Origin of the sequence: Dorea hominis (genome assembly GCF_014287705.1) — a bacterium.
Taxonomy (GTDB): Bacteria; Bacillota; Clostridia; order Lachnospirales; family Lachnospiraceae; genus Dorea_D; species Dorea_D hominis.
The window spans coordinates 55,607-80,716 of record NZ_JACOOY010000011.1 but is presented as its reverse complement, the minus strand read 5'-3'; the positions used below and the strand labels follow the sequence as shown (position 1 = coordinate 80,716).

Annotated in this window: 26 protein-coding genes and 1 tRNA gene; 7 read left to right on the top strand and 20 right to left on the bottom strand. The window is 40.7% G+C overall.

What is annotated here, in order from left to right:
- Window positions 1–4 precede the first annotated feature (4 nt).
- From rplV to H8S07_RS09510, 8 genes are all read right to left on the bottom strand, one after another.
- On the bottom strand, window positions 5–391 hold the full coding sequence (gene rplV, locus H8S07_RS09545) for a 50S ribosomal protein L22 (protein ID WP_004607294.1): 387 nt from the start codon (window positions 389–391) through the stop codon (window positions 5–7).
- A 26-nt stretch (window positions 392–417) separates the two neighbouring features.
- Window positions 418–699, bottom strand: a complete 282-nt coding sequence (rpsS, locus tag H8S07_RS09540) for a 30S ribosomal protein S19 (RefSeq protein ID WP_021860954.1) — start codon at window positions 697–699, stop codon at window positions 418–420.
- 18 nt (window positions 700–717) lie between these two features.
- The gene (gene rplB / locus H8S07_RS09535) at window positions 718–1,560 is read right to left on the bottom strand and encodes a 50S ribosomal protein L2 (RefSeq protein WP_117537795.1); all 843 of its coding nucleotides are present in this window, start codon (window positions 1,558–1,560) and stop codon (window positions 718–720) included.
- A gap of 99 nt (window positions 1,561–1,659) precedes the next feature.
- A complete protein-coding gene (gene rplW / locus H8S07_RS09530) occupies window positions 1,660–1,965 on the bottom strand; it encodes a 50S ribosomal protein L23 (RefSeq protein ID WP_021859837.1) in 306 nt (101 codons plus the stop codon).
- Entirely contained in the window at window positions 1,965–2,585 is a 621-nt protein-coding gene (gene rplD, locus H8S07_RS09525; protein ID WP_117537794.1) for a 50S ribosomal protein L4, read from the bottom strand. The genes rplW and rplD overlap by 1 nt, the downstream gene beginning before the upstream one ends.
- 26 nt (window positions 2,586–2,611) lie before the next feature.
- The gene (gene rplC / locus H8S07_RS09520) at window positions 2,612–3,292 is read right to left on the bottom strand and encodes a 50S ribosomal protein L3 (protein ID WP_117537793.1); all 681 of its coding nucleotides are present in this window, start codon (window positions 3,290–3,292) and stop codon (window positions 2,612–2,614) included.
- An 89-nt stretch (window positions 3,293–3,381) separates the two neighbouring features.
- On the bottom strand, window positions 3,382–3,699 hold the full coding sequence (rpsJ, locus tag H8S07_RS09515) for a 30S ribosomal protein S10 (protein ID WP_117537792.1): 318 nt from the start codon (window positions 3,697–3,699) through the stop codon (window positions 3,382–3,384).
- 314 nt (window positions 3,700–4,013) lie between these two features.
- On the bottom strand, window positions 4,014–4,685 hold the full coding sequence (locus H8S07_RS09510) for a YczE/YyaS/YitT family protein (protein ID WP_117537790.1): 672 nt from the start codon (window positions 4,683–4,685) through the stop codon (window positions 4,014–4,016).
- A 341-nt stretch (window positions 4,686–5,026) separates the two neighbouring features.
- On the opposite strand from H8S07_RS09510, the gene H8S07_RS09505 reads away from it, so the two are divergent.
- From H8S07_RS09505 to H8S07_RS09485, 5 genes are all read left to right on the top strand, one after another.
- On the top strand, window positions 5,027–5,902 hold the full coding sequence (locus tag H8S07_RS09505; protein WP_117537789.1) for a LysR family transcriptional regulator: 876 nt from the start codon (window positions 5,027–5,029) through the stop codon (window positions 5,900–5,902).
- 705 nt (window positions 5,903–6,607) lie between these two features.
- Window positions 6,608–7,978: a sodium-dependent transporter gene (locus H8S07_RS09500; protein ID WP_117537788.1), complete on the top strand. Its 1,371-nt coding sequence runs from the start codon at window positions 6,608–6,610 to the stop codon at window positions 7,976–7,978.
- A 29-nt stretch (window positions 7,979–8,007) separates the two neighbouring features.
- Window positions 8,008–8,880 carry a sulfite exporter TauE/SafE family protein gene (locus H8S07_RS09495; protein WP_117537787.1) on the top strand — a complete coding sequence of 291 codons (873 nt, stop codon included), beginning with the start codon at window positions 8,008–8,010 and terminating at the stop codon, window positions 8,878–8,880.
- A gap of 773 nt (window positions 8,881–9,653) precedes the next feature.
- A complete protein-coding gene (locus H8S07_RS09490) occupies window positions 9,654–10,544 on the top strand; it encodes a permease (RefSeq protein WP_117537786.1) in 891 nt (296 codons plus the stop codon).
- Window positions 10,545–10,690: 146 nt separating this feature from the next.
- Window positions 10,691–11,233, top strand: coding sequence for a YcxB family protein (locus tag H8S07_RS09485; RefSeq protein ID WP_117537785.1), 543 nt, complete (start codon window positions 10,691–10,693; stop codon window positions 11,231–11,233).
- Between the two features lie 175 nt (window positions 11,234–11,408).
- On the opposite strand, the gene H8S07_RS09480 is transcribed toward H8S07_RS09485, so the two are convergent.
- The 8 genes from H8S07_RS09480 to H8S07_RS09445 all read right to left on the bottom strand — a co-directional run bounded on the left by H8S07_RS09480 (window position 11,409) and on the right by H8S07_RS09445 (window position 18,494).
- On the bottom strand, window positions 11,409–12,035 hold the full coding sequence (locus H8S07_RS09480) for a YcxB family protein (RefSeq protein WP_158549902.1): 627 nt from the start codon (window positions 12,033–12,035) through the stop codon (window positions 11,409–11,411).
- A 150-nt stretch (window positions 12,036–12,185) separates the two neighbouring features.
- Window positions 12,186–12,665: a glycine/sarcosine/betaine reductase component B subunit gene (locus H8S07_RS09475; protein ID WP_021859778.1), complete on the bottom strand. Its 480-nt coding sequence runs from the start codon at window positions 12,663–12,665 to the stop codon at window positions 12,186–12,188.
- Window positions 12,666–12,676: 11 nt separating this feature from the next.
- Window positions 12,677–13,444 (bottom strand): proline reductase cluster protein PrdD, encoded by a 768-nt coding sequence (gene prdD, locus H8S07_RS09470; protein WP_021859779.1) that lies wholly within the window; start codon window positions 13,442–13,444, stop codon window positions 12,677–12,679.
- A gap of 196 nt (window positions 13,445–13,640) precedes the next feature.
- Window positions 13,641–14,366: a D-proline reductase (dithiol) protein PrdB gene (prdB, locus tag H8S07_RS09465; protein ID WP_117537783.1), complete on the bottom strand. Its 726-nt coding sequence runs from the start codon at window positions 14,364–14,366 to the stop codon at window positions 13,641–13,643.
- A gap of 2 nt (window positions 14,367–14,368) precedes the next feature.
- Window positions 14,369–14,668, bottom strand: a complete 300-nt coding sequence (locus tag H8S07_RS09460) for a CBO2463/CBO2479 domain-containing protein (protein WP_021859781.1) — start codon at window positions 14,666–14,668, stop codon at window positions 14,369–14,371.
- Window positions 14,669–14,684: 16 nt separating this feature from the next.
- On the bottom strand, window positions 14,685–16,535 hold the full coding sequence (gene prdA, locus H8S07_RS09455) for a D-proline reductase (dithiol) proprotein PrdA (RefSeq protein WP_117537782.1): 1,851 nt from the start codon (window positions 16,533–16,535) through the stop codon (window positions 14,685–14,687).
- A 174-nt stretch (window positions 16,536–16,709) separates the two neighbouring features.
- A complete protein-coding gene (locus H8S07_RS09450; protein ID WP_117537781.1) occupies window positions 16,710–18,110 on the bottom strand; it encodes a proline reductase-associated electron transfer protein PrdC in 1,401 nt (466 codons plus the stop codon).
- Window positions 18,111–18,396: 286 nt separating this feature from the next.
- Window positions 18,397–18,494 (bottom strand) — tRNA-Sec (locus tag H8S07_RS09445).
- Window positions 18,495–18,842: 348 nt separating this feature from the next.
- On the opposite strand from H8S07_RS09445, the gene H8S07_RS09440 reads away from it, so the two are divergent.
- Together H8S07_RS09440 and H8S07_RS09435 are read left to right on the top strand one after the other, a co-directional pair.
- Window positions 18,843–19,877, top strand: a complete 1,035-nt coding sequence (locus H8S07_RS09440; protein WP_186855939.1) for a proline racemase family protein — start codon at window positions 18,843–18,845, stop codon at window positions 19,875–19,877.
- A 176-nt stretch (window positions 19,878–20,053) separates the two neighbouring features.
- Window positions 20,054–20,641: a TetR/AcrR family transcriptional regulator gene (locus tag H8S07_RS09435; protein ID WP_117537779.1), complete on the top strand. Its 588-nt coding sequence runs from the start codon at window positions 20,054–20,056 to the stop codon at window positions 20,639–20,641.
- 76 nt (window positions 20,642–20,717) lie between these two features.
- Here H8S07_RS09435 and H8S07_RS09430 read toward each other — a convergent pair whose 3' ends face one another.
- The 4 genes from H8S07_RS09430 to selB form a co-directional block, all read right to left on the bottom strand.
- Window positions 20,718–20,954, bottom strand: coding sequence for a DUF3343 domain-containing protein (locus H8S07_RS09430; RefSeq protein WP_117537778.1), 237 nt, complete (start codon window positions 20,952–20,954; stop codon window positions 20,718–20,720).
- A gap of 19 nt (window positions 20,955–20,973) precedes the next feature.
- Window positions 20,974–22,113, bottom strand: a complete 1,140-nt coding sequence (locus tag H8S07_RS09425) for an aminotransferase class V-fold PLP-dependent enzyme (protein ID WP_118660608.1) — start codon at window positions 22,111–22,113, stop codon at window positions 20,974–20,976.
- A 125-nt stretch (window positions 22,114–22,238) separates the two neighbouring features.
- On the bottom strand, window positions 22,239–23,186 hold the full coding sequence (locus tag H8S07_RS09420) for a selenium metabolism-associated LysR family transcriptional regulator (protein WP_117537777.1): 948 nt from the start codon (window positions 23,184–23,186) through the stop codon (window positions 22,239–22,241).
- The gene (selB, locus tag H8S07_RS09415) at window positions 23,186–25,099 is read right to left on the bottom strand and encodes a selenocysteine-specific translation elongation factor (protein ID WP_117537776.1); all 1,914 of its coding nucleotides are present in this window, start codon (window positions 25,097–25,099) and stop codon (window positions 23,186–23,188) included. The genes H8S07_RS09420 and selB overlap by 1 nt, the downstream gene beginning before the upstream one ends.
- Window positions 25,100–25,110 lie beyond the last annotated feature (11 nt).

The following is a 25,110-nucleotide window of genomic DNA, read 5'->3' as shown; positions in this document are numbered from 1 at the left end:
CTCCTTATCTTTCATCAAGCACAAGTGTAATGTGGCTCATTCTCTTCTCGATTCTGTAAGCTCTGCCCTGTGCTCTCGGTCTGATTCTCTTCATTGTTGGTCCTTTGTTTGCATAAGCCTCTGCAATATACAGGTTCTCAGCATTCATGCCGTTATTGTTCTCAGCATTAGCAATTGCAGACTCTAATAATTTCTTTATTAAACTAGAAGCATATCTTGGATTGTATGTCAAAATACCAAGTGCTGTTGTTACATCCTTACCTCTGATGGCATCTAATACGAAGCATGCTTTCTGAACAGAAACTCTTGCGTAAGATAACTTAGCAGAAGGTCTTGTATCTTTGTTAGCATTTCTTTCTCTCTTAATCTGGGATCTATGTCCTTTAGCCATGGATGAACCCTCCTTTCACAATCTAATTATCTAACTTTTGATTTCTTTTCGTCTTTTCCATGTCCTCTATAAGTTCTGGTAGCTACGAACTCACCGAGTTTGTGTCCTACCATATCCTCTGTTACATATACAGGTACATGTTTTCTTCCGTCATGAACGGCAATTGTATGTCCAACCATGCTTGGGAAGATTGTAGAACGGCGAGACCATGTTTTAACAACAGATTTTTCTCCCGCAGCGTTCATTGCGTCGATCTTCTTAAGCAGGCTTGCGTCTGCGAATGGTCCTTTTTTAATTGAACGTGCCATAGGTTCTAACCTCCTTAATTATTTGATTGCTTTACCATCTCTTCTTCTTACGATCATCTTGTTAGAAGATTTGTTTTTCTTTCTTGTCTTAAGACCAAGTGCTGGTTTACCCCAAGGTGTACACGGACCCGGACGACCGATTCCTGTCTTACCTTCACCACCACCATGCGGATGGTCATTCGGGTTCATTACAGAACCACGAACTGTTGGTCTGATACCCATGTGACGTTTACGTCCTGCTTTACCAATGTTGATCAGGTTGTGATCTCCATTACCTACAACTCCGATAGAAGCTCTGCAAATGATTGGAACCATTCTCATCTCTCCTGACGGAAGTCTCAGTGTAGCATACTTTCCTTCTTTAGCCATTAACTGTGCGCTGTTTCCTGCGGAACGAACAAGCTGTCCGCCTTTTCCAGGATAAAGCTCGATATTGTGGATCTGAGTACCTACCGGAATCTCAGAAAGTGGCAGGCAGTTACCGATCTTAACTTCGGCTTCCGGTCCGTTCATAACTTTCATTCCGTCTTTCAGTCCTTCTGGTGCAAGGATGTATGCCTTCTCACCATCTTCATAACAGATCAGTGCGATGTTAGCTGTTCTGTTCGGATCGTACTCGATACCAATTACAGTTGCGTGAACATTATCTTTTCTTCTCTTGAAGTCGATAATTCTATATTTCTTCTTAGCTCCGCCTCCGCGGTGTCTAACAGTGATTTTTCCTTGATTGTTACGTCCTGCCTGTCTGCTCTTTGAAGCAAGTAAAGACTTCTCTGGTGTTGTCTTTGTGATTTCTGAGAAATCAGAACCAGTCATCTGTCTTCTGGAAGGCGTATATGGGCGGTATGTTTTAATTCCCATGATTGTTCTCCTTTCGATTGTTTATTGTCACGGTTTCTGTCCGTATGCTTTGTGCGTCTTACAGCCACGTCTCATCCGGCATGCACACCCTCGTTAATTTTAGAGACCTTCGAAGATCTCGATATCAGCGCTGTCCTCTGTAAGCTGAACAACTGCTTTTTTAGTTTTAGCTGTCATACCAAACTGCATAGTTCCACGAACTCTTTTCTTCTTACCTTCGCAGTTCATTGTGTTGACTTTAGCAACCTTTGTTCCTTCGAACATTTTCTCAACAGCTTCTTTGATCTGAGATTTGTTAGCTTCTGGATGTACAAGGAATGTATATTTCTTCTCTCCCATAAGCTCCATACTCTTCTCAGTTACTACCGGTTTAAGGATTACATCATAATACTGAACGTTTGCCATTATGCGTACACCTCCTCAATTTTTGCAACAGCAGCTTTCGTAGCGATTACTGTGTTGTATTTCAAGACATCGTACACATTAATTGTATTGATAGCAGCAGTCTTAACATCTGCAATGTTCTTGGCAGAGATTACTGCGTTGTCATTTCCATCTTCTAATACTACTAATGCTTTGGATACTTCCAGGTTCTTTAAAATGTTTGCGAAATTCTTAGTCTTGATTTCGTCGAATTTGATCTCGTCAACTACTACAAATTTCTTCTCTTCAACCTTAGCTGTAAGCGCAGATTTCAGAGCAGCTCTCTTTTCTTTCTTATTCATCTTGAAAGAATAATCTCTCGGTACTGGAGCGAATACTACTCCACCGCCTGTCCACTGCGGAGCTCTTGTAGATCCCTGTCTTGCATGACCGGTACCTTTCTGTCTCCACGGTTTTCTTCCGCCACCAGAAACTTCAGAACGTGTCTTTGCTTTCTGTGTTCCCTGACGATTATTTGCAAGCTGGTTAACAACTGCCATGTGTACCAGGTGTTCGTTAATTTCAACACCAAATACCGCATCGTTTAAGTCGATTGTTCCAACTTCTTTACCTTCGATATTATAAACAGATACGTTTGCCATCTTAAGTCCTCCTTCCTCGTCTAAGCCTAGTTAGCTTTTACTGCTTCTTTAATAGTTACTAAAGATTTCTTCGGTCCCGGCACAGAACCTTTTACTAAGAGCAGATTGTTCTCAGCATCTACGCGGACAACTTCAAGATTCTGGATTGTGATCTTCTTGCTTCCCATGTGTCCCGGCATCTTCTTTCCTTTGAATACCTTGCTCGGATCAGATGCAGCTCCGTTAGAACCGGCATGACGGTGGAACTTAGAACCGTGTGTCATAGGTCCTCTGTGCTGATTATGTCTCTTAATCGCACCCTGGAATCCTTTACCTTTTGAAATTGCAGTAGCGTCAATCTTGTCGCCTGCTTCAAAAATATCAACTTTAATCTCCTGTGCAAGTGTATATTCGCTTGCATTCTCAAGTTTGAACTCTTTTACAAATCTCTTTCCGGATACTCCAGCTTTTGCAAAATGTCCCTGTTCAGCCTTTGTTACACCGTGACGATGAACGATCTCTTTCTTACCGTTCTTGTCTTTGTTGATGATCTTGTCTTTCTTGTCAACGAATCCAACCTGAACAGCTTCATAACCGTCATTCTCAACTGTCTTGATCTGTGTTACTACACAAGGACCAGCCTGAAGAACTGTAACCGGTGTCAGTGTTCCGTCTTCGCTGAAGATCTGTGTCATTCCGACTTTTGTAGCTAAAATAGCTTTCTTCATTATAATTACCTCCTGTGATTTACAGCGGAACGCTTACGCGTTCATCCTAAATATAGGAATTACTGTGTCGTTATTGTGTCGATGAAGTCTTATTTGTTCTTCATCTTGATGTCGATATAAACACCAGCCGGCATCTCTAATCTTGATAATGCATCAACAGTTTTCTGTGTTGGTGTTACGATATCGATCAGTCTCTTATGAGTTCTCTGTTCGAACTGTTCTCTGGAATCTTTGTATTTGTGAACCGCTCTTAAGATTGTTACTACTTCCTTCTTAGTCGGAAGCGGTACCGGTCCGCTCACCTTTGCTCCATTTTTCTTTACAGTTTCGATGATTTTCTTAGCGGATGCATCTACTAACTGATGATCATACGCTTTCAAAGTGATTCTCATTACTTGACTTGCCATAAAAAAAGTCGCCTCCTTTTCGTACTTTTAACTTCAGTACGACAAGCGGTGACTGTACACTCTCCCGTGTGTGTCGTGAGAAACTCACACGTTGTTTCATACCTTTTACCAGTTGGTAAGCAGTAATCAGTTTTGATTCGTACAGTGACTTGTCGCCAGTTTCCTAACTTGACATTCGCTCCACGGAAAACCTGCCACATTGTGGCAGCAACCTCGCGCTTCTTTGCTATCATGTCACAGCTCTCTTAGTATACAAGATGTTTATATGTTTTGCAAGCTCTTTTTCTATTTTATTGTATTTTTTCGCATACAATTTATTTTATATCTTTTACACGCTCAATCTGTGGTTCAAATACTTTCATGCTCAGCTTTTCCAACGGTCCAAGAAGCAGCATTCCCATCACAGTACCTTCTCTTACTTTAAGGGACACGCCACCGAGGAACGACAACGCCAGAGAAGCTGCGATACATACTCCGTCCAGTCCAATCCGAACCTTTGCGTAATCCACCTTTGCATATCCGCTGAGCACATTACACATTGCTTCACTCGGAATAGTGATCAGATTAAGCAGCAGCATAGGTCCAAGGAACAGACCCAGTCCCAGATAAGACGTGATCACAAGTAAGACTTTTGCCACATAAGCATGTACTTCAAATGTAAGTACATTATAATAGAAGAAATTCAACAACATTCCAAATACAATAACATAAGGAAGCTGGAGAATCTTTCTCTTTTCAAAATCCTTTCTCTGAATCAGAAACTGTACCAGTACACAGATTGCATGTAGGCACATGCTGACCGTTCCGACCTTAATTCCAAATATCTGGTAAACATTCAATCCCACCGCATCCCAGCATGCGCAGACACCAATATTCGCTTTCAACGCCAACGTCTGTGAAAATGCTGTTCCAGCCGTGCAGATACCAAGTAGCACAAACTGTACAACCATGCTCTTCTTTGTCGCTATATTTTTTCTCTTTTCCACTTTCTCTCATCCTTTTCTTCCTTATATTAATACATTCATAGTATATTCACTCTCTCATGCACTCTGCTCCGTCTTTTTTTCCTTATAAATAAAAACAAACAGATTCGCACTATTATATAAAAATACCTGCTGAGCGTTCCCTGTTTCACACAGGCTTACGCACTTTAATTCTTTCTATATTATATATAGACATCTTCTATCTCAGCAACCTTTTCTTTGACATATCATGTTTTTCCTATGTTTTTTCCTCATTGCCCTTGTATTCCCCACCCTTTTGCTTTAGTATTAGAAATATAAATACTTACATAACGTTTTTTAATGCAGAAATGAGGAATGACTATATGGATATAAAAAGATGGAAAGTTATGCTTGCAGTGGATGACTACGGAAGTTTCACGCGCGCAGGCGAAGAATTGGGGTATACACAGTCTGGCATTACACAGATGATGAAATCCTTGGAAAAAGAAGTCGGATTTTCTCTGTTTGTCAAAGACAATCACGGAATGACTCTGACCGCAGATGCCAAATCACTGATTCCTTCCATTCGTGCACTGCTCAATGCAGATGAAGTGATCAATCAGGAAATCGCTTCTTTGAAAGGCGCACAGGTTGGTACTATTAAAATAGGAACCTATTTGAGCTGTTCTATTCACTGGATCCCGAAGATCATCCGGGAATTCCAGCATGAGCATCCGGATATTCATTTTAAAATAGTAGAAGGAGTCGAGGGTGAACTTGCCGACTGGATCCAGGAGCGGCGTGTAGACATTGGCTTTATCAGCCATCAGAAGGGACATAATTATCAATTTCTCCCGGTAATGGACGATGAACTCTTTGCAGTCATTCCAAAGAACCATCCTTTTGCTGAATGTGATGCTGTGCCAATCGAAGCTTTTGAAGGGCAGCCATTTATCATTACAGAATATACTCCGGGAAGTGATGTTCACCGGATTCTGAAACAAGCGAAAGTCAAACCGGATATCCGTTATATCACTATCAATGAGTTCTCTATCATTTCCATGGTAGAACATGAACTTGGTCTTTCTATTCTTCCAGGACTGCTTCTGCGTGGTCAGGTCGGCGACTTTATAACACGCCCGATCAAGCCAACGGTATCACGCCAGCTCGGACTCGCATACACCTCCAAAGAAGAACTCTCTCCGGCATCGAAGATCTTTCTTGAATATGCGAAGGACTTTTTACTGGATGATGAGTAAGTATTTGTCATCAAATGCATTTACGCAAACGCGTGCACTTTCCTTGTCGCCATAACAAAAAACAAGGAGCAACCTTTACTGCGAGGAAAGTTGCTCCTTGTTTTTATATAACATTTCTTTATTATTCACTTGATTTTTCTGAAAATTCGCTTTTTAGAAAATGATTATTTATGCATTTCATCCTGTGCTACAGTTACTACTCCGTAAAGCGCTACTGCTCCAACGATTGTCCATCCGATCATTTCTTACACCTCCCACATAACCAAGAATGTTTTATTTCTTTATCTGCCTTGAGTATAGCCCTTTTTTCACTGTTTGTGAAACGAGTATTCTTTATATTCCTATTACAGTTTCTTATACCTTCCCGTTTTTATGATTGTGCTTCCTCCCCTATACATATTGTCCGTTTTTCAATCATTGATTCAGATTTTATACAGCATTATTCATATTATTAGCATAAATATTTCTAATGTAGGTATAAGTATTTGTAATATTTGTATTGACTTTCTATTCTCCTGTGGTTACAATAAAAGAGAGGATTGAGATAGGCAAAGGTGCTCTCGCATACATGCAGAGTACCTTTTTTTATATCCATGACACCCAAAAAGAAGATCCGGATCCCGGTTGTCATGTGGAATCTCAGCAGAAACTTCAGGACAATTTAGATGATCGTCCAGTAATTAATAAAGATAGGAGCGTGAAATTATGGGTAACAATACAAATCAAGCACCTCAACAATGGAACTCCCGCTTTGGCTATATTATGGTTGCTGCCGGAGCTGCAATCGGTCTCGGAAACATCTGGAAATTTCCGTATCTTGCTTACCAAGGCGGCGGTGGAATCTTTCTGATCGTTTACATAATTGTTATTGCATTGATGGCACACCCAATGGTCGAGATGGAAACCGCAATCGGTCGCCACAGCGCTTCTGACACCGTCACCTGTTTTGAGCGGATCAACAAGAAATGGGGCTTCATCGGCTGGATTGCCAACATCTGTACATGGATGATTAATATGTACTATGTTGTTGTCGGCGGCTGGGTATTAAAATATGCTGTACAGTATATCATCAGCGGTGACTTCGGTGAAGACAAACAGGCGTACTTCAACAATTTTACATCTTCTACTGTTGAACCAATCATCTGGGCACTGGTTATATTAGTATTTGTATCCATAATGCTTTTATTTGGAATTACAAATATTGTTGAAAAGCTTACTAAGTTCATCATGCCACTGTTGTTTGTATTTCTAATCGTCTGTGGTATATGGGCATTATTTGTAACCGATAATGCAATGGAAGGATTAAAATTCTACCTTCTTCCAGACTTTAGCAAATTCAGTTTTTCCGTATTTGCCAAAGCTGCTACACAGGTGCTCTTTTCTGTTGGTATTGGCTGGGGTATATACGAAACTTTAGGAGCTAACATTCCGAAAGAAAATAACTTAAAAAGCGACGCAATCCTCGTATCCATCTGCGATACCGGAGCCGCTATTTTAGCTGGATTCGTTATTATTCCTTCTGCATTTGCAGGCGGCGTTGACGTGCAGAGCGGTCCGGGACTTGTGTTCCTTGTTATGACTGGCATCTTCGGCAAACTTCCAGGCGGACGTATTATTGGATGTTGTTTCTTCCTCGCGCTGATATTTGCCGTTATTTCTTCTTTATTTACATTCTTCGAGATTTCTACAAGAACATTCGAAGACAACTGTAAAATGGGACGTAAGAAAGCAACTGTTGTAACTGCACTGATTATCGGTATCGGCAATATCATCGTATCTCTCGGCTTTGGTGTGTTAAGCGGTGTGAAGCTTCCATGGATCGACGCAACCGGCATTTCACATCTTGGTCTTTACGACTGGCTGGATACATTCACAGGATATATCTTACTACCACTTGGGTGCTGGTTAGTTTGTGTTTTCGTAGCTAAAATTTGGGGATTTAAAAATTACGAAAAAGAATTAACAAATGATGGAAAATATGGTAAACTATCATTATATGATAAGATATTAACAATTGTAGTTGTACCTGCTTTTATGGTAATTGTCATTTTGAATGTCTTTGGATTTATCCAATAGATATATATTTTTCCAAAAGGGGGATTCTTATGAACGTAGCAACAATCTTACTCGTCGTTATGTGGGTATACGCAGCAGTTTATTTTATCTTTCTGCTTAAAGATGTTATCGCACACAAAGACGAAATCAACAACGAAAAACTGCCACACAACATTATCATCAGTCTGGTAGCAAACTTCTTCGACACGCTGGGGATTGGAAGTTATGCAATTGCAACTTCTGCCTGGAAGTTCACCAAATCTAATAGCGATGACCTGATTCCAGGATCCTTGAATGTAAGCTTTGCTATTCCGATCTGTGTGGAGGCAACCATTTTCATTAAGAAAGTGCAAGCCGACTCCTTGACACTGGTCCTTATGATCGCTGCATCTGTTGTCGGCGCAGTCATTGGTGCTAAGATGGTATCCAAGCTCGACATTACGAAGATCCGTACAGTTATGGGTGTTGCACTGATTCTGGTAGCAATCATCACTTTATGCAAGATCAATGCTTTTGGTCCTTTCGGTATCATCGGGACAGCACGAGGACTTACTGGCACAAAACTTGTGATCGGTATCGTAGCGAACTTCATTCTTGGCATTCTGATGACTGTAGGTATCGGACTGTACGCACCTTGTATGGCTGTTGTCCTGTTATTGGGTATGAGTACAGATGTAGCTTTCCCGATTATGATGGGATCTTGTGCTTATCTGTGTCCTGCTTCCGGTTTTGAATTTATCAAGAGTGGTAAATATCACCGCGGAGCTGCAATCCCGATGGTTATTAGTGGATCTATCGGTGTATTGATTGCAGGACTCATCGTTACTAGCCTGCCACTTACCGTACTTACTTATTTGGTATGTGTAGTTATGGTAGTTTGTGCATGTATGTTCTTCCATGATGCAAGAAAAGCAGCGAGATAATTCTAAACGATAAGATTTTTGGTACAATTGAACAGGGGAATCATTCAAAGAAGCGCATGAAAATGCGCTTCTTTGCGTTTACCGAAAACCATCCCTATTATTTGGCATATCTTTATTTGCAAGTTTTGTTCTTGAAAATTGCACAATATCTCTTTTCATTTTAATATTTATTCGTTACAATTCATAAAAATATTATTAATTCTTGACGTTAATACACAAAAGTGGTATATTAAAAACAACTTAAAAGAACATAACTTGATAACCAATGGCGGTTTCCTATAGCGAAGAAGATGGGAACTGCTATTTTAGAATATCGAGTACTTTTAAGTTTGATAACCATTATGGTTGTTATTGCAGTTATGTCGATGCCGATTGTTTCCCCCAAGAACAATCCTGCAGAGATAAACTCCAATTAATATATACCTTCCGGAAGGAAGGAGCATTCCCCAGCTTTGTATATTAACAAAACTGCAATGCAACGAGGAAAACCTCTCAATGACATACCAAAAAGAAAAAACACAGCGCATCGGTGCTGTGTTTTTTCTTTGCCATATTCTGTCGGTTGTTTTGTTATTTTGTTCATATTTTTTCATACTTTTCTATCCCATTGATTGACTTTTAACAAATTAACTGATAAACTAGTGAAAAGAGGCATTTTACGGAATATGAATTGTAATACAAATCGGGGTGTGTTCAATTCAACTGGAGGGACGTATTATGTCTGTAGTACATTTACAATTTAATATTATTTTATAATCTGAAGGAGGAGTAATATGTTATTAGCTATCCAAATTTTACTCGGTGTCTTATTCGCAGGTACAGGTGTCGGACTCGTTGTTGACGTTGCCAAGAATCGAATGGACAAAATCAAAGATGCGACTGGTAAACAGTGGGCTTCTGCTTTCGTAGTAGGTATCATTGCCAACTTCCTTGATACGTTAGGATGTGGTTCTTATGCACCATCTACATTCATGTATAAGTTATTCAACCAGATTGATGATATCGATATTCCTGGTACACTGAATGTTGGAGATACTTTCCCTGTTATTTTCGAGGCATTCATCTTCACAACATCAGTTAATTGTGATCCTATGTTTCTGATCGTAATGTATGTTTGTGCTGCAGTTGGTTCGTTTGGTTTTGCTTCTATTGTTACCAAATGGCCTCGTAACAAAATCAGAATCGCTCTTGGTACAGTTATGATTCCACTTGCTGCTGTTATGCTCTGCAAGAATACAGGTGTTGGACCTTTCGGTCTCGTAGGAACTTTAACAGGTCTTACAGGCTGGAAATTAATCGTAGCCGCAGTTCTTAATATTCTGTGGGGTGCTCTGATGGATATCGGATTTGGTCTGTATGCTCCGTGTATGGCTACTTGTCTTCTGCTCGGAGTTGATGCGCAGGCTTGCTTCCCTGTATTCATGGGATCTTGTGCATGTCTGATGCCAGCTTGCTCTATCGAGTTTATTAAGACAAAGAGATACGATGTTCCACATACAATCGGTAACGCTCTCGGCGGATGTATCGGTGTATTTATTGCCTGGAAAGTGGTTACAGGACTTCCGATGTTCTGGCTGATCAACCTGATCTGTGTTGTTCTTCTGTGGACATCTTACACACTGTTAAGCTCAGCTAGAAAAGACGCTAAAGCAGGTGTTGCTTAAACAATAATTGAATATTAATTACAACAATAATATAAGGCGGTTCTTAAATTAAGAACTGCCTTATATATTTTAGCAATATTTTTTTATAAGTCTTATTGCTTAAACTTCTTTAAAAATACAATAATAAAACTACGGAGATTATTTACATGTTTATTAATGAGTATACAATGACTCGCAAGCGTTATGACAAATGGTCTGTTCCAAAGTTCTGGAAATCAGGTCCTATGTTTTTCATTTGGTGTTTTATTTTTATCGTCGGAACTCTGAGTTGGATTTACTTCAATACAATAACTGTACCGCTCAGATGGAAAACCGTATGTGCATTTCTTGTCTTTATATCCGTTTACCGCGGTGTATTTTTCAAATGGATGCACGCTGATAAAACATTTCGCGTAACACGCGGTCAATACTTTAACGGAAAAGACTGGACCTGCAAAGTAATTATCGGCGACAAAAATATCACCCTTTATATCAACAATAAGCTAAACAACAAAGTGGACTGGAAAGATATTAACAGATTTGAAGAGGCAAAATCCTATTACAAACTTGCTTCTGGAGATCAAAACGAAGGTGTTATGCTAGACAAGGATTCTTTTACAGAAGGTGATTCTGAACAGTTTAAAACCTGGATGCAGGAACATCATCCGGATATCCCTTACGGACCAATTCATCCGGCATATGACAAATAGATATTTTTTGCAATTTTATGCGATATTTTACAAGAGCGAAAAAGACCTGAAACATTTATATTATGATTCAGGTCTTTTCTTACCACAGTTCTAATATTTTTCTAATACATACAAATTCTAACCGAAAATTCTATTTTCATTGTTCCTAAAACATTCAAGGAACAAGCTCTGCAGATTATTCGTTTTTTTCCGGCTGCTTATTCATCTGGCGTCTGATCATTCTTGCTTTATAAATATTTTTCCATTTCATTGGCATCCATATATATTTCGCATTACTTTTCTCTATGATAAATAATTTAAACGCCTCTGCTTCCCCAGTCAGAAATCCATTTTTGGGAAGTATGACCAGTTCATCGTTTTCAATTCCCAGATAAAATGTCTTCTCATCTTCCCACAAACTATATACGTTCTTATAATATCCTACACGTTCTTCGGAATGTTCTTTCTTTGCACGGATATCCTCATTTCCAAATAAATAATTAATTTCTTCGTTTAAAGCAATATCCGAATTTCTCTTCATCAAAGCTATCGTTATATATTGTCTTCCTATTCCCAAAAGCGTCAGAAATGCCCCAAGAAGGGCGCTGACAGCAACACCTGAGATTCCTATATCCTTCTTTATCTCCGGTCTCACAAATGGCAATAGAATGAATGTAATGCCTATCAGAATCAAGCCCGGTGTTACCGTTGGATGTTCTACTCGATTTTTAAAATTGATGAATCTCTTCATTAGTTTCGTATCACGTCTTGTCTGCACCTCATAATGCACTCGCCTGCGATCCTGTGATGTCTTCTTTTCCATCTTGTCACCTCTCATAACATGAAAAAAGGGGATACAGATTCTTAATCCGGAAACTGCATCCCTCCATTATATACTTATGAAATACCAGTAGATAAATTAAAATCACCCATTTTATACATCTTTTGTTCGAACGGCATTCCATATATATATCTACTCCCGGCGCTGCTCTTTCTGGCGCATCTTCAATTTCAGCAAAGCTTTCGCTTTCAGGCAGTCCAGTTTGACCATATTATTCTCGCCTACAACGTCTGTCTCTGTACCATCCGCACTCTTATTGATATCCACGATACCATCCAGATAGTCATTAACAACAACAAACTGTGCTACAGTTCCGCTGAAATTCAGTCCAGTAACCGGAATATCACGGATACCTAACTGCTCACATGTATTTGTAAAGTCTACATCACTGTTGCCCCATCCATCAGATGAAATAATTACGCCATCTGCCCGCATCATCTCTGCCATAGCAGCAGCTCTTGTACCCACACGGATCTTGTCTTTGTTATCATCCGGTGTACCTACAATAATAAGTCCCATCAGGTCCAAATCTGTATCTTCAGCCACTACTTCCAATAACGGATCTCTGAAGTGATGTAACGATGTTTCCTTTGTTGACGGTCCAATTCCCATACTAACACCTCCTACTGCATAGAGCGAATAATACCATCACGATACTCATTCGGAGTGATCATGACCGGCATATTGCCCATTTCAATGATTGATTTACCACCTTCAACCCCTGACGGTTCATCCGGAAACAGATGCGTATCGTACATTGCTCCCTGGCCTGCTACTTGACGAATAATCACCACTCTCTTCTTTCCAGGTCTTACTTTATCATGATATTCATGTCTTTCTGTGCATTTCTCACCTTTAAACTTTTTCAGTTTTTCACGATAGGTCTGAATAAATTTATCGCAAAGTCTGTGTGCAGTAAATGGTCCGTGTCTTTCTTGCCCCATACCTGATGCAAATGTAACGTCAAAGGAAATAATATAATCATCATCTCCCGGTGTACCAGCTCGATTCAAATATAACTGATCTTTCAGATTACCCTCTGACGATCCGAATTCATGACATTGCTTGCCATCCACATCTACACCTGTCAACATTACATATACACCTGTTACCGTATGTGTAATACCTTCTCCCAGCTTTCCAAGAACCTTTGTAGAAATCGGGATAATATCCATAATCGTGTTCGTCCAGCGATCATGATCTCCCGGTTTGATAATCTGGATATCAATCTTCTCAATGCAATCATCTTCTGCTGTCAACTGTTCCAGCATCCCCTTGCTGACAGTCATATGGCCATCCGTTGTAATATTGTTTTCATCGCCCCATTCAACATCCGTCATATGAAAGGCTTTGATAACAAGGCGACGTAAATTAATCTCTTTTTCAGCCATCTTCGTTACCTCCATATTTTTCTCGTCAATGTTTTCACATTATATATTTATTATACAATAAATTCTACGAACTTCCAACAAATTATCATGCAATTATTTTTTCTTTTTTAATGTATTCATTATATTTTTATAAAAGCAAATGTGTCTTTATAAAAAAGGCAGATGCGCTAAACGCATCTGCCCCTTTTAGCTTAAATTAGATTTTAGCTACATACTCGTATGGCAACGGAACAATAGTTCCAGGTGTCTGGATTTTCTCTAACTGCTCCAGAGTTGCTTTTACAATCTGTGTCTGCTGTTCTACATTGTGCGGTCCACCAGCATTAGCACCCATAGGTACCAGCGGAGCTACTGCACGAGGAGTACCAGTCTGACGAACAACTGGTGGAAGAGCTGCAATAATAATTGTAGGAATTCCAGCTTCTTCAATCGCTCTCTGCACCAATACTGCAGAGCGGTGGCAAGTACCTCAACCAGCTGTGAGGATTACTGCATCAACATCCTCATTTTTGAACATTTCAGCGACAGCCGGACCAGTTTCATGTTTAAATTTCTCCTGGTTTCCGCCACCACCCATGAATCCAGCATGTACCGGAGCACAAGCTCTGATAAATCCTTCTGCTGCTAATTCATGAATTCTGTCAATCGGGAACATACAGTTGATGTCTTTGTTAACATCACTGTTATCATATCCACCATGGGATACCATCAGATCGCTTGATGGTGTAGTGTTCTCTATCTTTCTCCAAGTGAAGTCACCTGCAAGGTTGAATCTCTCCTGACTCTTCTTATGAACACCTGCTGCTGTAGCAAGAGCGATAGACATATCTTTCAGCTCTTTTGTTACAGGAGTCCATACAGCCGGTGGAGTAATAGGAACGAATATTTCAGACTGTAAGCCTTTAACAACCGTTAAACTCATTTTTAATCCTCCTTATTATCATCCAAACGTGCGCGCATTTCTTCTTGTTTGCGTCGTTCTTTTTCTATGTTACTGACATATTTATCATTTACTTCAGGTCCTAATTGTTCCGGAAAACTCATGTTCCATCCGAATTCCTGACCAACTTTTGGCTCGGTATCACAGATAAACATTCTCTTCGGAGCTTTGAAGAATCCCAAACGACCTTTCAGGTCTATGCTGATGCTGCAATCATCAACGTCAACTACAACACCCTCCATATAAATGATTCTGTCTCCATAATTCAAACGCTCATTATTCATTCACGGTCACCCGGAATTAATCGTATTTCTCTTTACGTTTCTGGCTCATCGGAAGTGCCTGCTCATTGTCAACAAGATCAACTTTCTTGCCATAAGCTTCTTCAATCAGCTCAACGTTTGTAGATTTAACGTTTGGATTCCATTTCTTCTCAGCAGCTTTTACTTCTTCACCAGCCATTGCTGTCTTCAGCATAGCAAGTGCACGGATTGCATCTTCCTGGCAAAGAGTATTGCAACCAAGTACTTCGTTCTCAATACCGGACTCAGATTTGTTGTTATCAACCATGTACTGCATGTGTTTATTACCAACAACAAGTGCTCCCTGTACTGCACAGTAAGACATACCTACTGTCGGAACACCTCTCATACCGATCTGCTCGATATGACTTGCGAAGTCAATGTGGTTATTTCCGAAACCTTCTGTTGTAACGAAAGCTCCATCCGCATCCATCATCTCTACTGTATGACCTACACGACGAGATACATAGAACTTCTCAGCATTGATCTGAGGAGATCCTACAAATACAACTCCGCAAAGGTCAACTTCCGGATCATGAAGTGCTTCCAGTACAAGAGGCTCTCTCCAATAATGTCTGGACATCTCTTTAGATGCAGGTCCGATACATGTTAATGCATGGATACATCCATCCAGTACTTCCAGCGGAGATACGCAGATCGGAACGTTTCCTAAGTCTACGTTAGCTCTTGCGCCAAGGATACCAACAGGTTCTACAGGAAGGATGAAGTTATCATGCATAGCTCCCTGTCCCATGATTTCCTTAACAATTACAACTTTTTTCTTTCCAGGACGACGGATAGATTTCAATTCCTCTGTATCTGTTACAAGGCTTTCATCTAACTCTTTCATTACTTCACGGATTTCCTGTGTAATGATGTCAAATGCTGTATGAGCAGCCATAGGTCCACGACGCTCCATGTTTGTCTTCTCCTGGATTACGATATTACCTTTGATAAAGATCTCTCCTTTATCTGGGCAACCCGGACGTCCCCACATGATGTTCTCATCAAGGTATCCTTCTGAAGAACCGAACTCACCGATCTGAACTCCGCCTTCATCTGTACCAGTCAGCATCATAACAACGCCATCAAGTACTCTTGTAACACCTTCACCGATGATTGAATCGCCTTCTTTTGTAGCGATTGGCTGAACATCCATGATAGTTTCTGAATATGTGTGATATTTATCAGGAGTGATAATTTCCAGATGGAAATCTTTAACTAATTCCTGATCAGCAATAACGTCTGCTTCAATTCCTTCACGGATGTAAAGAGTTGTTCCTTCGATCTTTGTCTCCGGTCCTCTCTTAACTTCTGTGATCTTGAAATGTTTTCTTGTTAATTCACCAGCAACTTTTTCTACGTCAGCGTCTGCTGCAGCTGCTGTGTCTGCTGTAGCTGCTCCTGCTGGAACTTCTGCTACCGCTGCTCCTGATGCTCCAAGAGCTCCAACCGGGATCTCAAGATTGATATCTTTTCCTTCTCCGATATGAATCTTTAATGTTCCACCTGCAACCGGTGCTGCAACTGGTGCTGCTTCCTCTGCCGGTGCCTCTGCAACTTCCTCTGCCTCTGCTGCCGGTGCCTCTGTTGTAGGTGCTTTCACACCATCCAGGACATCATTTGTTAACGGGCAAAGAGAATCACAAGTTTTTGTAAGTTTTGCTCCTAATACCTCTTCGATTGTCAGGCATCCATCCAGAGTTAATAATCCTGAATCTACCAAATCATCAAAGATAGCCGGATCTTCCAGATTAGCTGGTTCAATTGTGATGCCAGCTTCTGCTCTACAGCATAATACCGCAGGATCATGAGCATGTTCTTTAGCTGTTTCAGCTGTGATTGACATATTGTTTCCCTCCTTGTATTGGTTGAAAAAATCTACCTGTGCTTTATCGCACATAGTAATGTATATATACAGCCACGCCCGGCAGAGAGATTAGTCTCTTTTTCCCCAGGCCGAAGAATCGGGGGTCTAAGGCCCTTGCCTGTACGTGACGGTATTACCTAAAATAGAATGTGATTAAAAGTCAATATCCTGACTTACCTGTTTAGAAACTCTCAGAGTTCTGTACAGTGGATGTCCGACTGTTCTCATAACATGGTCTGTCTGATGGAATACTTTCAAGCCCATCTTCGGTCCGGATGCCATAACTGTGTTAGAGCAGTCAGAGCAGTTACCGATGATGATATATTCACATTTGTCTTTCTTGAACTGCAGGTTGTTCTTAACCTGTCCAGGGCAGTTACCAGGTCTTAAGCACTTAAGCGGTGCTCCTGGTTTATTCTCGATTGCCTGTTTACATCTGCACATAGAAACAACGTTTCCATTCATCTTCTTAGCAATCTCTCTCATACGTTCTTCGCTTCCGCCGCAGGCACAAACTAAGATACCTACATTTGCTCCGTGAAGATCTGGGAATTCAACAGTTACAAGAATTGCTCCTGTTGTCTTAGTTATCGGTGCGTCTAATTCTGTAGATTTACCTGTGAAGGCTCCTCCCATAATGATCTCACCGTAAGGCTCTTCAATTCCGCCTGCTTTTTCGATCATCTCTCCAACGCTTACACCGATCGGCACATCCATAAATACGTGTGCTTCGTTACCGCCATTTAATTTTCCACGAACAGTCATGTTCTTGCTGATACATGGTCTCTTCTCATCGATCGCTTCTGCTACTCGACAGGCAGTCTCTACGTTAACAACTACTGCTCTTGCAGCTGATGGAAGCTGAGTTGTATCAAGGTTCACACCCAGACACTCTCTTACTACCGCACGTTCTTCTCCCATTGGATAAATATCCGGAAGCAGATGCATTGTAATAGCAGACTCCTTCTCAAGAGCTTTCTGCAGAGCTTTGATTGCTTTGTGATGTTTTTTCTTAATTGCGATAATCGTCTTCTCAGCATGTGTGATTTCCATGCAGTATTTGATACCGCGGATTACTTTATCTGTCTGTGTCTCAATCTGCTGTGTATTGTGCTCCAGTCCCGGTTCACACTCAGCAGCATTGATCAGGATATATCCACAGTCGATACTGAAATCCTTTGGCAGTTCCGGGTTGATCTCCGGATTAATCTCTCCCATCGGAGTCTCTGCCAAGTTAATGTTAAGCTTAACTCCTGTCGGGAATCCAGCTCCTCCCATTCCAACTACTCCGGCTGCTTTTACCATATCCAGTTTACTTGCATCTTCCGGCACATCGATCGGCACGAATTCATCCGGCTGCTCATCTGCAGCTTCAATGATGATTCTGTCATCTGTAATCTCTGTTACTTTTCCGTATACACTGGCATAGATGTTAGCTCCAAGTCCAGTTGGTGTAGCAATCAGTGTACCTTTTTTTACATCTGCCCCAACTTCAACGCACGGTGCACACGGTGCGCCAACATGCTGACGTAATAAAATCTGTACTTTTCCCATGACACTATTCTCTCCTTTTCTTTTATATATAAGTAAAAAACGAAACCTATACCATGGTTCGTTTACTTATTCTGACTTAACTTCGCTGTTACATTCTGTTCTTCTGACTTTTAAACTTTTAATATAATATGTAGATAATGCATACTCTCCAGCTTTCTGCTGTGAGAATATAAATCGTATAATCATTATTATTCTTTTTTTATCCGTTGTTCAGCTCGCCACATTCCTTTATTCATAGACGCTTTCTATAAGTTATTTTTTTAACGTAACTTAGCTGCACTTCTTCTGGCGGAGGCATGTGGGAATCGAACCCACCCAGGACGCTCTTAACGCCCCACACTAGTTTTGAAGACTAGGAGGCACACCAGTCACCCATCTACCCCCATATTATGCGCTTTTCATTCGCTTGTTAAGAATAGCACAATATTCGTTATTTTTCAACACTTTTTATTTAAATTTATAATATCAAAAAAGCATTGACTTTTCAAGGGTTTTCATAGATAATAGAAGCAAGAGATTAAACGCGGTACTAGAATACGGTCTATTTGTTAATTTTATGTCGTACTTTTGTATAATTATTCGTGTTTATCACTGAATTTGCTCTCATTTTTTTGAGTCTATTTTAAAAAAGGCACATTGCAAACTCGGGGTTTCTATGTGTTTTTATAAAATTTATAGAGGTTTTCTATAAATAATAATTATTCAATATCTCATATTAAGGAGGGACTAATTATGGAGTTAAAAGCAAATGTGAATTTTGCAAACTACGAGGCAGCACTTCAGGTTGTTGACGCACATACAGCCGGAGAATTTTGCCGTATGGTAATCGGGGGATTTCCAGAGCCGGAAGGCAACACCATGATTGAAAAGAAAAAATGGATGGAGGAGAATTACGATCACGTTCGTACAGCTCTGATGCTGGAGCCTAGAGGACACCACGATATGTTTGGTGGTTTCTTATGCAAACCAGTCAGCGACGAAGCAGATCTGGGAGTTATCTTCATGGATACAGGCGGATATCTGAACATGTGCGGACATTGTACAATCGGTTCCGTTACTGTTGCAATCGAAGCAGGACTCGTTGAATCCCACGAAGGTGAAAACGAAGTTGTTCTGGAAGCTCCTGCAGGAATCATTCGTACAACAGCTGTGGTAGAGAACGGAAAAGTTACAGGTGTTACACTTACAAATGTACCTGCATTCGTTTACAAAGACAACTTAACAGTTAATATTGACGGAGTAGACATTCCTTATACTATTTCATTCGGTGGAAGTTTCTTCGCATTAGTTGATACAACCAAGCTTGACATCGGAGAGATCAATGCCAAGACAGTTCCGGCATACACAGCTCTCGGAATGAAGATGCGTGATAAGATCAATGCTGAAGTTAAGATTCAGCACCCAACACTTGACATCACAGAAGTTGACCTTGTTGAGTTCTACGGACCAACACCAAATCCGAATCAGGCTACTATGAGAAACGTTGTAGTATTCGGTGATGCTCAGGCTGACCGCTCACCTTGCGGAACAGGTACAAGCGCTAAACTTGCTACACTTCATAAATGGGGTGAGCTTGGCGTTGGAGAAGAATTCATTTACGAAAGCTTCATGGGAACACGTTTCAAAGGTGTAATCAAAGAAGAAACTAAGATCGGTGATTACGATGCAGTTATTCCAATGGTTACAGGTACAGCTTACCTGACAGGTGTTGCTACATATATTATCGATGGAGACGATCCGTTAAAATACGGTTTCCTTATCGGATAATTATTCATCAGATTATATTTACGGGAGAGAACCTGTTTCTTGGTTCTCTCTTGTTTTATTATAGCAGTATGGAAAATGTATCATGACAGCACGGTTACATCTCCACTGCTAACCAGCGATAAATCACATTTCACGGAATTTAACGCTCATATAACAACGAGGAAAGGAAACATCGTATGCCAAGGAAAAGACAATCCACAAAGAGCCGCATTGTTAAAGCTGCATGGAATTTATTTTTCAAAAATGGTTATGAAGATACCACTGTCGAGGATATCATAGCAGCATCCAAGACTTCCAAAGGTACTTTTTATCATTATTTCAAAGGGAAGGAAGCTTTGTTAAACAGTTTATCTTATCTCTTTGACCAGAAATACGAAGAATTATATGGTGTGATCGATCCTGCATTGTCTGCTTATGACAAATTGCTTTTCCTGAATCATGAATTATTTTATATGATCAAGACAAGTGTGGATATCAAGCTTCTTGCTTACCTGTATTCTTCTCAGTTGATCACCAAAGACCAAAAATCTCTGTCTGATCACAAGCGTTTTTATTTCACATGGATCTCAGAGATTATTCAGACAGCTTTAGATAATGGAGAGTTCAAGAACACCAGCACCACTGAAGAATTAGTAAATATCTATGCTATGTATGAACGCGCCATTCTTTACGACTGGGCATTATTTAAAGGCAAATTTGATCTGACAGACTATAGTGACAAACTGTTACCACATGTCTTAGATACCTTTGTCGAAGGAGTTTAAAATTTTATAACAACAGGAAAAGAGCAGATGGTTTTCCATCTGCTCTTTTCCTGTTGTTAGTTATGTTGTAGTATACTTATACAAGACACTCATGCATATTTTCTTCCTGAATCCCGTTCTTCTCCATCATCGCTTTGATCTGGTCACGTTCATTCAGGTTCGCGCACCAGGAAAGTCCGCATCCCGCTGATATCGCACGTGGCACCGGAATAATCCTTCCCGGAACATTCTGCTCTTTACAAGCCTTTTCCATAGCCATAGCATCTGCTGTTGTATGGAATGTAATTATAAGTTTCATTTCTTTTTTTCTCATGTCAGTCTCACTTCTCCTCTTACTCGTCTTCTGCCAGTTCGTGAATCGCACGAATTGCAGTATCCACTTCCTCGTCTGTATTATAATGGGAAAAGCTGAATCTTACAGCTCCCTGTTCAACCGTTCCAAGTGCTTCATGCATAAGCGGTGCACAATGCCCACCTGGTCTTGTTGAAATACCGTATTCAGTAAGAAGTTCATCACTGACTTCTGCGGAATCATAATCACCGATATTCAGTGTCACGATCGCGCAACGCTCCTTCGTATCGAAGTCGCCGTATATTGTTACACCCGGCACATCTTTTACGCCATAATAAAAACGCCACATCAGTTCTTGTTCACGGGCGCGTATTGCATCCACGCCTGTTCTCTCCAGATAGTCCATGGCTGCATGAAGGCCTGCAATTCCATGTCCATTGAGCGTCCCCGCTTCAAGCGCAGTCGGCATCTGCACCGGATGTTTTTTATTGTATGTCTGCACACCACTTCCCCCAACTTTCAGCGGTCTGACTTCCAGTCCTTCTCTCACATAAATTCCACCTGTTCCCTGTGGTCCCAGCAGACCTTTATGTCCCGTAAAGCAAAGAACATCGATATGCATCTTCTGCACATCTATCGGAAATATTCCTGCAGTCTGTGACGCATCAACAACAAACAATACACCATGTTCTTTCGCCATATCGCCAATCGGTTGTAATGGGATATAATTTCCTGTCAGATTCGATCCATTTGTACAAATAATCATCTTCGTCTCAGGTGTGATCGCATCTTCTATATCACGGATATCAAGAGTCCCTTTCGGATTGCTTTTCACAATCGTAAGTTTCACTCCCTTTTCCTGCATCTCATACAGAGGACGTAATACTGAATTATGCTCCAACATCGTTGTAATCACATGATCTCCCGGATTCAGCAATCCTTTGATCGCAATGTTAAGACTCTCCGTTGAATTTGCTGTAAATGCAATCTGCTTCGGATTCTCTGCACCAAAGAAACGGCATAACTGATCTCTCGTATCATAAATCACTCTTGCCGCACTTAAGGACGCTTCATTTGCCCCTCTTCCGGCATTACCCATTGAACTCATTGCCTGCACAACTGCATCAATCACTTCCTGTGGCTTATGCATTGTTGTAGCTGCATTATCCAAATAAATCATAATCCTTATCCTCTCATACAGGCGGATAACCGTCTGCTCTTAGTATACTTGTTTTTAATTCTCCCGTCTAATAGATATATTACATGTTCGTATCGCTTTATAGATTCCATCTATTAGTCTTGTCATTATACTGCTTTCTCGCCCTGTTCTTTCTTAAGTTCATGGCTTTCAAGCCCATAAACTTCTTTTACAATTTTCACAAAACGCTCTGCACTTCTTGATAGCTGATAATTCTTATTATATACAAGATTGATATCTCTGCCGTCATCACTCTCCGGAATAGGGAATGCAAGGAGAAACCCTGCTGCCACTTCATCTTTTGTTGCCAGCTTTGATAATACAGAAATTCCCATTCCCTGTCTGACAGACTTCTTGATTGTCTCCTGATTCTCAATACTTGCAATGATGTCCAGGTCTGTCATCTTGATTCCGGCATCTTTTAACTGATTCTCTGCTTCTTTACGTGTTCCGGATCCTTCCTCGCGCATGATCACATGTTCCTCTTTCATCCAGGAAATATCTTCCGGATCCATCTTCTGCAGTTTCTGATATCTTTCTGTATTCGGCGTAATAATTACCAATTCGTCCTTATAGAACGGAATATATTTGCAATGTTTCTTTTCCAGAACCGTTCCGGTAAATCCGACATCTGCCATATGATCAATAATCTGCTGTACCACTTTGCTGCTATCTGTCTCAACAATTTTAATTTGTTCATCCGGATAACGCGTATTAAAACTCATAAGTGCTTTTGGGAGAAGATACTGTGCCGGAATTGTGGAAGCTGCAATTGTAATTCCATGTTTTTTCTCACCTTTTTCCGTTCCAAAACTCTCTTCTATCTTCTTCTGCAGATCGATCATCTGCTTTGCATATTTGTATAATTCTGTGCCGTCATCAGACAGACTTACTTCTTTTGTATTTCTTACGAATAATCTTGCGTTTAATTCTTTCTCCAGCGATGAAATATGTGCACTGATCGTCGGCTGTGTCAAGAACAGATCTTTTGCCGCTTTCGAAAAACTACCACCTTCTGCTACTTTTACAAACGCTTCTAACTGTTTCAGATTCATTAGTATGCCACCCTTTCACTCTCTGCACCGGTTTTTTTCGTTACTTTGATACTGTCCATATACTCCAGAATCGGTTTTGCACTTTTTCTGCTCGTATCAAAAATGTCTCTTACCTGTGCAATTGTAATGATCGGATCTTCCGACAGTTTTGCTAAGATGATTTCCTTCGCTTTGTCCATATATTCAGTAAGCGTATACATGTCATCTGTAACTTTGACAATCTTTCCTTCTTCCAGCAAAATATTTAATATATCGTCTCCGATCTCCCGGCTGACTTTTCCAAGATCAATCTCCGTATATTTCAGGAAATCATATTTTGCTTTGCGGAAGCTGTCAAGATAGGTTCCGGATACTTTCTCATAAGTATCATCTTTGGTGACTTCATAATCAGGTGTACATAAAAATTCATCTACACGTTTGATGTGTCCGTTGTTTTCTTCTTTTTCAATAATTTTATCAAATACATTTGGCTTCACTTTTTTGAAGAAAGTCATCTGTACTTCTGCTTTTTTCATTCCATAACGGTATGGATGCTCTTCTTCGTATTTCTCCAGTGCATCCGTCAGTTTCTTCGCTGCTTCACGCTCAGAATCCGCATGCCAGACATAAGTATCTTTTCTCATCGGGAATGTGTAAATCGTTCCCTCTTCTTCCAACTCTTTTACATCTTCTTCAACTTCTTCCGGTGACAGCGCAGTAAGCTTCGCAAGCTCTGTACAGGAAATCAGTGTATCGCCGTGTGCTTTCGCATGCAATGCAATAACATCTGCGGAGGAACCAGATTCCTTTCTTTCCAGTTCTTCAATGACATCGTCCTGGAATCTGCGCTTAATCTTCGGATTCGGCTCCAGGATCATGCCTCCACCGATCGTCTCCATCGGTGAATAGAAGCGGACAACAAATTTGTCTCCTCTTCTGACTGCAATCTCTTCTTCCAGGCGAAGCTGTACATAACCACTCTCACCCGGTCCGATTTCTTCCTTGTCAAGAAGAACTGCACGACATAAAATCTCGCTTGTTCCTGTGAAGAAATGAAGCCGCGAATGATTGGTCAGCACACGTAACGATGAGTCCAGCACATTCAGTTTTACATCAAGAAGATCTGTATTCTTCATACTGTTGACCGGCGCAAGCACGCATCCTCTCTTGATCTCCTTTTTCTTAACGTTGGAAAGATTGATTGCAACCCGCTGTCCTGCGTAACATTCTTTCTTATCCTCTCCATGCACCTGAATGCTTCGGATTTTACATTCTTTGCCAATCGGATACATCTCCAATGTGTCTTCTTTGGAAATCGTTCCAGATACAAGTGTTCCGGTGATAATCGTTCCAAATCCCGACAGTGTAAATGCACGGTCAATTGGAAGACGCGGGATCGTGTGAATATCCTTCTGGACAATGTCATCGCTTGTCAGATGCACGATCTCATCGATCAGTTTGTCCAGTCCCTGTCCGGTTACGGCAGATACTTCCACCACCGGCGCTCCTTCCAGAAATGTGCCTGCCAGCTCGTCTTTTACATCTTCTTCTACGAGTTCCAGCCACTCTTCATCTACAAGATCACATTTATTCAATACAATAATACTTTTTTCAATTCCCAATAAATTCAGAATATCCATATGCTCTCTTGTCTGCGGCATGATTCCTTCGTCCGCTGCAATGACAAGCAACACAAGATCCATTCCTACTACACCGGCAACCATGTTGTTAATAAATTTCTCATGTCCCGGAACATCGATGATTCCTGCACGATCTCCACCCGGAAGGTCAAAATACGTAAATCCGAGGTCAATTGTAATTCCACGGCGCTGTTCTTCTTCCCATCGGTCTGTATTTCTTCCGGTCAGTGCTTTAATGAGTGTCGTCTTACCATGGTCTATATGCCCGGCCGTTCCAATGATGATATTTTTCATAGCCATTCTCT

Excerpts from the sequence above, each read along its gene's own strand:
- H8S07_RS09500 (WP_117537788.1), top strand. The coding sequence starts at position 6,608 with ATGGGTAACAATACAAATCAAGCACCTCAACAATGGAACTCCCGCTTT.
- H8S07_RS09435 (WP_117537779.1), top strand. The coding sequence starts at position 20,054 with ATGCCAAGGAAAAGACAATCCACAAAGAGCCGCATTGTTAAAGCTGCA.
- H8S07_RS09450 (WP_117537781.1), bottom strand. The coding sequence starts at position 18,110 with ATGGGAAAAGTACAGATTTTATTACGTCAGCATGTTGGCGCACCGTGT.
- selB (WP_117537776.1), bottom strand. The coding sequence starts at position 25,099 with ATGAAAAATATCATCATTGGAACGGCCGGGCATATAGACCATGGTAAG.
- H8S07_RS09480 (WP_158549902.1), bottom strand. The coding sequence starts at position 12,035 with ATGGAAAAGAAGACATCACAGGATCGCAGGCGAGTGCATTATGAGGTG.
- rplD (WP_117537794.1), bottom strand. The coding sequence starts at position 2,585 with ATGGCAAACGTATCTGTTTATAATATCGAAGGTAAAGAAGTTGGAACA.
- prdD (WP_021859779.1), bottom strand. The coding sequence starts at position 13,444 with ATGGCTGAAAAAGAGATTAATTTACGTCGCCTTGTTATCAAAGCCTTT.
- rplB (WP_117537795.1), bottom strand. The coding sequence starts at position 1,560 with ATGGGAATTAAAACATACCGCCCATATACGCCTTCCAGAAGACAGATG.
- H8S07_RS09490 (WP_117537786.1), top strand. The coding sequence starts at position 9,654 with ATGTTATTAGCTATCCAAATTTTACTCGGTGTCTTATTCGCAGGTACA.
- prdA (WP_117537782.1), bottom strand. The coding sequence starts at position 16,535 with ATGTCAATCACAGCTGAAACAGCTAAAGAACATGCTCATGATCCTGCG.
- H8S07_RS09425 (WP_118660608.1), bottom strand. The coding sequence starts at position 22,113 with ATGATTTATTTGGATAATGCAGCTACAACAATGCATAAGCCACAGGAA.
- rplW (WP_021859837.1), bottom strand. The coding sequence starts at position 1,965 with ATGGCAAACGTTCAGTATTATGATGTAATCCTTAAACCGGTAGTAACT.
- H8S07_RS09420 (WP_117537777.1), bottom strand. The coding sequence starts at position 23,186 with ATGAATCTGAAACAGTTAGAAGCGTTTGTAAAAGTAGCAGAAGGTGGT.
- H8S07_RS09430 (WP_117537778.1), bottom strand. The coding sequence starts at position 20,954 with ATGAGAAAAAAAGAAATGAAACTTATAATTACATTCCATACAACAGCA.
- H8S07_RS09460 (WP_021859781.1), bottom strand. The coding sequence starts at position 14,668 with ATGAATAATGAGCGTTTGAATTATGGAGACAGAATCATTTATATGGAG.
- H8S07_RS09485 (WP_117537785.1), top strand. The coding sequence starts at position 10,691 with ATGTTTATTAATGAGTATACAATGACTCGCAAGCGTTATGACAAATGG.
- rpsJ (WP_117537792.1), bottom strand. The coding sequence starts at position 3,699 with ATGGCAAGTCAAGTAATGAGAATCACTTTGAAAGCGTATGATCATCAG.
- rpsS (WP_021860954.1), bottom strand. The coding sequence starts at position 699 with ATGGCACGTTCAATTAAAAAAGGACCATTCGCAGACGCAAGCCTGCTT.
- H8S07_RS09475 (WP_021859778.1), bottom strand. The coding sequence starts at position 12,665 with ATGGGAATTGGACCGTCAACAAAGGAAACATCGTTACATCACTTCAGA.
- H8S07_RS09495 (WP_117537787.1), top strand. The coding sequence starts at position 8,008 with ATGAACGTAGCAACAATCTTACTCGTCGTTATGTGGGTATACGCAGCA.
- rplC (WP_117537793.1), bottom strand. The coding sequence starts at position 3,292 with ATGAAGAAAGCTATTTTAGCTACAAAAGTCGGAATGACACAGATCTTC.
- rplV (WP_004607294.1), bottom strand. The coding sequence starts at position 391 with ATGGCTAAAGGACATAGATCCCAGATTAAGAGAGAAAGAAATGCTAAC.
- H8S07_RS09505 (WP_117537789.1), top strand. The coding sequence starts at position 5,027 with ATGGATATAAAAAGATGGAAAGTTATGCTTGCAGTGGATGACTACGGA.
- H8S07_RS09440 (WP_186855939.1), top strand. The coding sequence starts at position 18,843 with ATGGAGTTAAAAGCAAATGTGAATTTTGCAAACTACGAGGCAGCACTT.